Raw genomic sequence first — 9,056 nt, forward strand, 5'->3', positions numbered from 1 at the left:
GGATGATCTCGTCATGTTGCTGGAGCGTCATTCGGAAGTCAGTGTGGTGCTCGACCACTGCGGCGGCATTCTTGGCTTGCCGCCTCATCTCGACCGGACGGCGGTATTCCGGGAGTGGCGTGCGAAGCTTCAGCGCCTGGCCCAGTTTCCCAACGTGACGGTAAAGGTTGGTGGATTGGGCATGCTCTATACAGGGTGGGACTTTCATGTGCGCCACGCGCCACCTACGTCATTGGAGCTGGCTGGCGCGTGGAAGCCCTATGTTCTCGAGTGCATTGAGACATTCAGTCCGGGCCGTTGTATGTTTGAGAGCAATTTCCCGGTCGATAAACAGAGCTGCAGCTACACCTCCCTCTGGAACGCATTCAAGCGGATCGTCCAGGGTTGTTCCGCCGCCGAGAAGCGTGCCCTGTTTCACGACAACGCGTTTCGCGTGTATGGACTCGGAAGCGGACACCCCGAGCACGCATGCTAGCGGGGGTGGCGCCTGCCGCTACTTGCCCGGTGTGCGCTGGTGTACCATGTCGGCATTCATGTTTCTGACGGGATAGTTTCCTTATGATGCGTTCGGTGCAGCGTATTCTCGCCGTTTTTGAAAGTTTCTCGGCCGACCGGAGCAGCCTGTCGTTGCAGGAGATCGCCGACCGCATAGAGTTGCCCAAGTCGACGACGTTTCGCATCGTACAGAGCCTCGAACAGGCCGGCTATCTGGTACGACTCGAGGACCAGGAATATTGCCTCTCTTTCCGTTTCACGCAACTCGCTGGCTTGGTTAAGAGCACGTTGGGGATAAGGGAAATCGCGCGCCCGGTCTTGGTTGAGCTTGCTGAAAAGACGAAAGAGACGGTGTCAATTCATACGGTGAACGGTCAGAACCGCGTCTGCATCGACGCGGTATCAACGGGGGCGTCGCCTTTGCGTGCAGTTGTGCAGGCGGGGGAGCAGGTTCCCTTGCTCGCGGGATCGGCATCCAGGGTCTTAATGGCTTATATGGATAAGTCGGAGCTCAACCCAATTGTTACCTCGGCTGCGCGGGCACTGAAGAAAACGAAGGCAGAACTTTTGTCAGAGTTGGAAGACGTCCGGGAACACGGCTTCTCTGTCTCTCATGGCGAAAGGCTGCTTGGTATTTCTGCTGTATCGGCGCCGATTAAAGATGTGAACGATCAGGTGCTCTATTGCATCTCCGTCGGTGCCCCGACGGTACGGATGCAAATGCATGAGAAGGAGTTCACGAAGCTGGTGATCTCCGCTGCGGCAACCATTTCTCGCCAGTTTGGCGGACGCGCCTGAAAGGTCTGGCGCATAGGTACGCGCCAGACCTTCCACCTAGTACAACGAGCCTACCATCCCGCCTTCGACCGGAACTGTGGCGCCGTTGATGAATCCCGCTTGCACCGACGCGAGGAACGTCACAACGGAAGAAATTTCCTCTTGCGTCCCCAGCCTGCCAAGTGGTGTCAGTCGCTTGCGGGCCTCGGTTTGTGATGCGCTATAAGCCGAGACTGCATTTCGATGCGACGTGTCAATTAGCGCCGGCGCAACACAGTTCACAGTGATACCGTGCTGCCCGACCTCGTTTGCCAGGTGCTTCATGTAGGCGGTGACACCTGCGCGAAACACGGTGGACAGACTGTGATGGGGCATCGGCTGCTTCACAGAAGCTGACGTTACGGCAACCAGGCGCCCCCAGCCACGCTGAGTCATTCCAGGCAGTACAGCCGAAACTACCTGAATGACGCTTAGCAATTGGTTCTCATAAGCCTCATGCCAGCGAAGCGGATCGTTCTCGTCAATGGTTGTGCGGATGGGGTTCGGAGGCCGGGCAGTGTTCAGGACGACGATGTCTGTGCCTCCCATTTCCTTTTGAAGCGTTGACGCCAGACGTGCGACGTCTTCCGTGGACGTCATGTCTCCAACAATGGGTACCGCCTGGACGCCGTAGGTGCGCTCAATTTCCTTGGCCACCTCGCCCAATTTATCCGCCGAGCGGGCGAACAATGCGATATTCGCGCCCTCGGCCGCGAGAGCGTGGGCAATGTTCCGGCCCATGCCACCGCTGGATGCGGTTACGAGGGCTGTCTTGCTTTTGATTCCTAGGTCCATATCTCACTCGCATCCGTTCGGAACAATGCTTACTCGGTGACAATGACTTCGTCACCGCTCACGGTGAAACGATGCGGCATATCTTCCGACACCCACTCCATGTAGCCAACAATCTCGTCGAAGCGCTTGTCGTCGCGACGCAGTACTTGAGGGCGATAGCGATCGTCAAACGTCATTGGCAAGAATGACACCTGCAGAATGCCATGTTTGGACACTTTCGCCTTGGCCAGCAGCCCCTTCGTGCAATCGCGACCATAGGGCATGAGCGGGTACGCCGGGTCGAGGTCCGTGTGATTTCGTACGGCACCGTGAGCCCAGGCCGGTTCGCTTGTCCACGAAGGTGCCGCAAACGACTTCGTCATGGCGAAAACACCCAGGCTATAGAAGATAGCCTTGCCTCGGTAGACCTCGATGGCCTTGGGAAGGTGTGGCGCGTGTCCCACCACCAAGTCTGCACCAGCGTCGATTGCTGCATGGGCGACAGCGACCTGATAGTCGGCAACAACGCGCGGCAAGCGAATGACGCCAGAATGAAATGCGAGAACGACGATGTCAACTCGCGAGCGCAGCGCCCTGATGTCGTCGAGCAGCAGCGCTAGATCGCCTTCATCGGGCTTCGTGCGAATTCTGACTGGTTGATGCGGGCCGCGGGTGTCGTATGTCGTATGGATGCGAATATTGACCACCCCCGGCTTATCCGGACCAGCATCGCTTCCTACCGCTGCGACGGACGTATAGCCAAGGTATCCAACCCTTACGCCATTCTTCTCAACGATCGCTGCCTCGCGTGCTTCTGCCAGATTGCGTCCCGCACCGGTCACTTGTACGCCGTGGGAGTTCAGAAGCTCGCGTGTATCAACCAATGCCTGAGGACCCGCGTCGTAACTGTGATTGTTGCCCATCGTCACGGCATCGAACAGCCCATCGGTAAAGATCCTGGCCATCTCCGCTGGTTGGCAAACCTGAGGTGCATGATCGGATTTGACGCCTTTGCTCGAGTAAGTACGCATGCAATTCACAAATCGCATGTCGGCATCCTGAAGCACTGGCTTCACTAGCTCCGTGTACCCTTCGATAGGGTAGCCTTCCGCGGCTCCATGGGTGGGGCCACAGTCTCCGGCAATCAAAATGGTTGAAATATTGGACACAATGTCTCCTTCCATATTGCTCTTCTCTTCCACCGATCTGATGTGCGGCTCGCAAGGCCGATAGTTTCATTCCGTGGAACAGGTTGTAAAAAATGCAGATGAATCATAGCATTCAAAGATACGTGCTATTGCAGTGAGACCAGTCCAGACCAGTACTGCATCTGACTTCCCTCTGTGCTCACGTCGTACTTCCGGAGGAACTCGAGTTGCCCCTCGTCTCGAATGCGGAATACCGAGAGCGCGGCGGGAACAATCTCGATCGCTCCGTTGACTCTTGTCCCAAGAGGCTTCACGCTCGCGGCAACTAACAGTCGACCGGTCGGATCGCAAGAGAATGTCCGAACATGAAACGACTCCGTGTCGATGTGCTGGAGAAGAGAGGGGAGTCCCGTCTCAGAATCAATCTGATACGCAGCGATGTTGTTCTCGCCCGAAGTGAACACGCGGACGCCGTCGCACTCCACGCTGCCATCGGCGCGGTTCGCGACATAGACCCAACGCCCGCTAGGGTGCACGTGGATGGGTCCTGCAAGCTGTCGGGCGTGTATCTCCTGGGGGGCGTGGAGCGTTGGCAGGGTGCTGAGCGGCCGCGGTTCAATGAGGTTGTCTTCGATACGAAACGTGTGAAGACAATTTGTGCGTTCGTCAGACGCGTAAAGCCATTTGCCGGAAGGATGAAAGTCGATATGCCGCGGGCCAAATCCGAATCCGCGGTTGGGGGCCACTACCTCATGGGCAGTAAGCTGGCCGTCATCAAGGGTAAAGCTCCTGAGGGCCCCGGGCTCCTCCGGACGATCCTTCGTGCTGTTGTTTCCGCGGTCGATCAAGAGGGCGGCCTCGCCGGAGGGAAACGCCATGACCTGGTGTGGATAGATGCCGAAGTTGGCAGAGGTGGCTTGCCCGATCCTGGCGCCGATCGAGCCGTCGGCTTCGATGCAGTCGACCGTGACCCCCGTTTCCGGAAAATTGTGCGCGCATAGAATATATTTTCCCTTCGGGTCCACGCACATGTGAACGGCGCGGTCCGGCAGGATTCTTGGCGAACCGAGCGGTGTCAGCCGGCCATCTTCTTTCATGCGGTAAGCGGCGACATGGCTGTAGTCGGACTTGATATGAGGTCCGCTGCTACTTGTCGTCACGTAGAGAACATTCAACGAAGGGTGACGCCAGGCGTATTGCACGCGGGACATGGCCTGAATCGATTCTTGCTTGTCTAACGTCCCCGCATCCACGTTCACGCGGTACCGTGTAATGATGTCGTCTACTGCGCTATAAAGAACAACGGCTTCTCTCATGGTTACTCCTGTCGCGATGTTGGGAAACCAGCTGGCTTATCGAGGCGCCGGAGCAAACATCGGTACGGAGATGCCGGACTCTGAAAGCTTGAAGACGACGCTGACTCGTTGCCCAATCTTCACCGTGTCCAAGTCTGTATCGACAATGTTCGTCATCAGGGTGGGCCCATCGTCCAGAGTCACATAGGCGATGCAATATGGCGCGCCGGCTCCGCGACGAGTAACGCTATACGTGTAGATATGGCCTTTGCCAGTCGACTGCGACCACCTGACGTCGGCGCTCCAGCAAAACGGACAAATGGCACGCGGATAGTGGTGAACTCTGCCGCAACTGTCGCACGCCTTAACGAGAAGTTCGCCCTTGGCTGCGGCTTCGAAGTACGGTTCATCCCCAGGGTTCAGGGCTGGATCCGAGATTTTGCGATCTGCAGGGATGGTCGACATTTCTTTACTCCCGTTCCAGGATGACTGTGGCAGCGCCATGCCTGTGACCGATGGCGCCGCCGATGCCCGTAGCCAGCGCAAGCTTGCAATTCGGGACTTGCACGCTCGGATGTGCTTCACCGCGAAGCTGACGCACGGCTTCGATGATCTTTGTAATACCACCGCGGTTTGCGGGGTGGTTGTTGCAGAGACCGCCGCCGTCGGTGTTGAAAGGCAACTTCCCGGCGCCTGCAATCAAGTTCCCGTCTGCAACGAACCGTCCACCGGTGCCTTTCTCGCAGAATCCAAGATCTTCGAGCTGTAGTACGACAGTGATGGTGAAGCTGTCATAGATTGACGCGTACTGAATATCGGAGGGGCGGACGCCAGCTTCCTCAAACGCCCGGGGGCCAGTCCATGCCGCGCCGGTGTACGTGAGATCGATGTCCCCCCCCATTTGGTGCTTGGTGGTTTCTGCGCTGCCGATAACCCTGACGACCGGCCTTTTGAGTGTCCTGGCAATCTCCGGGCGTGCCACGATGATGGCGCCACCGCCATCACTGACGACGCACGAATCGAGGCGATGCAGTGGATCTGCAATGAGCGGGGAAGCAAGAACTTCGTCAACCGTTACCACGTTTCGCAGCATCGCATTCGCGTTGTGCTGGGCGTGATGAGAGGCCGCAACTTTAACCCAGGCAAGTTGCTCGCTCGTCGTGCCGTACTTGTGCATATGCAGCATTGCACACATGGCGTACAGGTTCAAGGTGACTGGGTTGTAGGGCATTTCAAATGGAGCTTCAGGCATATTTGTGCCGCGCACCCGCACCTGAGTTCCAGAAATTCCCTCCGAGTTCGGCCGACCCGCAAGCGTGATCAGCGCCACATTGCATTTGCCGGCAGCGATGGCTTCCGCCGCATGTGCCACATGAGCCAGATAGGAGCATCCGCCCATGTCGGTCGAGTCGACGTGGCGGAGCCTGTTCAGGTTCAGATAGTTGGCCATCGACCAAACATTTGCCCCTGGGGCATCCCCAGCGCAGAAGTAGCCGTCTACGTCCTCACGCGTCAGCCCCGCGTCCTCGATCGCTCCTTTCGCCACCTCTGCGTGCAGCTGCGCCACGGAATGCAAGGGCGCTTTGCGCAAGGGGTGCTCGTATGCGCCGACGATACAAGCCTTGCCTCTGACACTCATTTTTGTCCTCCTCAACACATCCTGAAAATTCGTCTTGCGGTTCCGATCAGTGGAATCTATGCTAGCCACTAGAACACATGATAGCATCGGAACTGTGGTTGTGCTGGGAGTATCCGTTCGGGTGCACATCGCAGCACCATGTGTTTTTCTGGGAGCAGTGGCCGGATTGCCGCTGGCATCAACCCGGATATCGAAGCCAAGGAGAGTAGTTGTGGAAGACGTTCAAGCAGGTCCGGCTGAATTGGTAGGCGCTGGAGTGGAGTTCAAGGTGTGGCAATGCGCCTTGTGCGGATTTATGTACGACGAATCTGTGGGTATGCCGGACGAGGGCATCCTTGCTGGCACACGCTGGGAAGACATTCCTGATGATTGGCGTTGCCCTGAATGCGCAGTCGGCAAAAGCGACTTCGAAATGGTAGAAATCTAGGAACACAGCCACGGCGATGCGCAGTCAACGGTGTGCGCATTCCTGGCCATTGGAGCGAGACCATGAGAGATGCGCCGACCTCGTTGAGATCCCTGTTCGAGAAATGGATTGGCAATGGCAACCGCGTCGCGACGCGCGTTATTCGGGGACGCCATCCGATCCAGGGAACAGGGTGCGTTGAAGTTCAGTTTGAGCGTGCGTCAGAACTGCATTCGATTTGGTTCTTCCGACATGAAGACGGTTCGTGGCGGGTCTTTCCCCCGTCTCCCGGTCGCCTGCAAGCAGCTCTCATCGCTTCAGAAGCACTCGTTTAAGCGAGCACAGATGGAACTTAGACAACTGCGCTATTTCGTCAGTGTGATCGAGCATCGAAGCATGGGGAAGGCGGCGCTCGACCTTGGCCTCGTGACATCGGCGTTGAGCCAGCAAATCAGCCGTCTGGAGGGTGAACTTTGCACACGCTTGTTGCAGAGAACGTCGACAGGTGTTGTTCCGACCGATGCCGGCCTCGCTTTCTGGCGCCAGGCCCAACTTGCACTGCGACACGCTGATGCCGCCGCAACTGCTGCCCGGCACGCTCGGCTTACCGGATACGTGAGCGTAGGACTTGCTCATAGTACTGCCGGAATTGTCGGCGTACGCTTCATGCAGGCGATGCGCAGCCGCTATCCCGACGTGAAGGTCAGAATTGTCGAAAGTCTTTCCGGCTATTTGTCGAATATGCTCAGCGCCAGGCAGATCGACTTGGCGGTGCTCTTTCGCGAGGAACCGTCACAGCGCTGGTGCAGAGTGCGGCTTCTCAACGAGAGACTGTTCTTGATTGGATTGCCAGACTTGCTCGGTATTCCCTTGGGCGAGAACGCCACCATCAATCGAGCCGCCGCCCTTCCGCTGATTCTTCCAAGTGGTTCTCACGGCTTGYGATCGCTGCTTACCCGATGTTTCGAACACGCTCGAGTAGAGCCAAATGTGGTGGCGGAAGTTGACGGACTCAGTTTGCTAATGCGCGCGGTTAAAGCCGGAATGGGGGTAACAATCCAGCCTGGTTCCTTGCTGGCACCGGGCTCCCATGCGGAGTTGAGCAGTGTGCAACTCGGCGATGAAGGCGCTCAACGAGAGAACATTCTCATCAGTCTCAGTGAAGATGAGCTATCGCCCGCGGCGCTGGCAACGCGAATAGTCCTGGCGGACGTCATCCGAAGCACTGTTTCGGAAGGGCGATGGCCGGGTGCGACACTCGCCGATAGCCGGCAATCCGGGACAAGGGATGCAGCGTCTTCCTGCAGTGCCATCAATCAGGCCACGTCCGGGCAGAGTCTTCATGTTCCATGAAGAACTGTTTGCGAAGAGAGGATGGCGGGGATCCGACCTAACTCATATAGTCGGAGCCTTAAGGAGACACAGATGGTTGACGTACTGATCATAGGCGGAGGCAATGCCGCGTTGTGCGCGGCGCTGATGGCGCGGGAAGCAGGCGCATCCGTCCTGTTGCTCGAAGCATCACCGCGGGAATGGCGCGGCGGCAACTCGCAGCACACCCGAAATCTGCGGTGCATGCACGATGCGCCGCAGGATGTCCTGGTAGACGCCTACCCGGAAGACGAGTATTGGCAGGATTTGCTCAAGGTGACAGGTGGCAAGACCGATGAAAAGCTCGCTCGTCTGGTGATTCGAGCTTCATCGACCTGCCGGCCATGGATGCAAAAGCACGGCGTCCGCTTCCAGCCGCCGCTATCGGGGGCTCTTCMCGTTGCACGCACGAATGCCTTCTTCATGGGGGGCGGAAAGGCCCTCGTCAATGCCTACTATCGCAGCGCGGAAGCTCTGGGCGTAGAGATCCGCTACAACACGCCAATACATGGGATCGAGCTGGATGGCACGCGCTTCGTTGCCGCTGTAGGCGAGAGCGAACGCTTCACGGCAAGGGCTTGTGTCCTTGCGGCAGGCGGATTCGAATCTAATCGCGAATGGTTACGCGACGCCTGGGGACAGAACGAAAGAGGTGAGTGGCCGGCGGACAATTTTCTCATCCGCGGGACGCGCTTCAACCAGGGCGTCCTACTGAAGCACATGATCGAAGCCGGTGCGGACTCTATCGGTGACCCCTCGCAGTCACATTGCGTGGCCATTGATGCCAGGGCACCTCTATATGACGGTGGAATCTGCACACGCATTGATTGTGTGTCACTGGGTGTCGTCGTGAACCAGAACGCGCAGCGGTTCTACGATGAAGGAGAGGACTTCTGGCCAAAAAGATACGCTATCTGGGGTCGGCTCGTCGCTCAGCAGCCAGATCAGATCGGCTATTCGATTATCGACAGCAAGGCCGTGGGACGCTTTATGCCACCGGTGTTCCCCGGGCACAAGGCGGACACGCTTGATGAGTTGGCCAAGAAGCTCGGCGTACCGGTCGATGCGTTTGTTCAGACCGTGGAGCGATACAACGCAGGCTGTCGAGTGGG

10 protein-coding genes are annotated in these 9,056 nt (G+C 57.7%); 5 read left to right on the forward strand and 5 right to left on the reverse strand.

The features are described 5' to 3' along the window. Both AC1DO7_RS36395 and AC1DO7_RS36400 read left to right on the forward strand, forming a co-directional pair. Positions 1-475, forward strand: a 475-nt coding sequence (locus tag AC1DO7_RS36395; RefSeq protein WP_477117232.1) for an amidohydrolase family protein, incomplete at its 5' end; no start/stop codon positions are given. 83 nt (positions 476-558) lie between these two features. Then, a complete protein-coding gene (locus tag AC1DO7_RS36400; RefSeq protein ID WP_441620776.1) occupies positions 559-1,293 on the forward strand; it encodes an IclR family transcriptional regulator in 735 nt (244 codons plus the stop codon). 36 nt (positions 1,294-1,329) lie between these two features. Here the strand turns inward: AC1DO7_RS36400 and AC1DO7_RS36405 are convergent, their stop codons facing one another. The 5 genes from AC1DO7_RS36405 to AC1DO7_RS36425 all read right to left on the reverse strand — a co-directional run bounded on the left by AC1DO7_RS36405 (position 1,330) and on the right by AC1DO7_RS36425 (position 6,167). Continuing rightward, complete coding sequence (locus AC1DO7_RS36405) at positions 1,330-2,106, reverse strand: SDR family oxidoreductase (protein ID WP_441620774.1); 777 nt, start codon at positions 2,104-2,106, stop codon at positions 1,330-1,332. 29 nt (positions 2,107-2,135) lie between these two features. Continuing rightward, on the reverse strand, positions 2,136-3,269 hold the full coding sequence (locus AC1DO7_RS36410; RefSeq protein WP_441620772.1) for a CapA family protein: 1,134 nt from the start codon (positions 3,267-3,269) through the stop codon (positions 2,136-2,138). Between the two features lie 110 nt (positions 3,270-3,379). Beyond that, positions 3,380-4,549, reverse strand: coding sequence for a lactonase family protein (locus AC1DO7_RS36415; protein ID WP_441620770.1), 1,170 nt, complete (start codon positions 4,547-4,549; stop codon positions 3,380-3,382). A gap of 36 nt (positions 4,550-4,585) precedes the next feature. Next, complete coding sequence (locus AC1DO7_RS36420) at positions 4,586-4,993, reverse strand: Zn-ribbon domain-containing OB-fold protein (RefSeq protein ID WP_441620768.1); 408 nt, start codon at positions 4,991-4,993, stop codon at positions 4,586-4,588. A 4-nt stretch (positions 4,994-4,997) separates the two neighbouring features. Next, positions 4,998-6,167 carry a thiolase domain-containing protein gene (locus tag AC1DO7_RS36425; protein ID WP_441620766.1) on the reverse strand — a complete coding sequence of 390 codons (1,170 nt, stop codon included), beginning with the start codon at positions 6,165-6,167 and terminating at the stop codon, positions 4,998-5,000. Between the two features lie 211 nt (positions 6,168-6,378). Between AC1DO7_RS36425 and AC1DO7_RS36430 the strand changes: the two genes are divergently transcribed. The 3 genes from AC1DO7_RS36430 to tcuA all read left to right on the forward strand — a co-directional run. Next, complete coding sequence (locus tag AC1DO7_RS36430; RefSeq protein WP_441620764.1) at positions 6,379-6,594, forward strand: rubredoxin; 216 nt, start codon at positions 6,379-6,381, stop codon at positions 6,592-6,594. A 324-nt stretch (positions 6,595-6,918) separates the two neighbouring features. Continuing rightward, a complete protein-coding gene (locus tag AC1DO7_RS36435; protein ID WP_477117233.1) occupies positions 6,919-7,926 on the forward strand; it encodes a LysR family transcriptional regulator in 1,008 nt (335 codons plus the stop codon). Between the two features lie 72 nt (positions 7,927-7,998). Further along, a partial coding sequence (gene tcuA / locus AC1DO7_RS36440; protein ID WP_477117234.1) for an FAD-dependent tricarballylate dehydrogenase TcuA occupies positions 7,999-9,056 on the forward strand: 1,058 nt, incomplete at its 3' end.

It is taken from the genome of Cupriavidus sp. 05N40, from assembly GCF_056397305.1.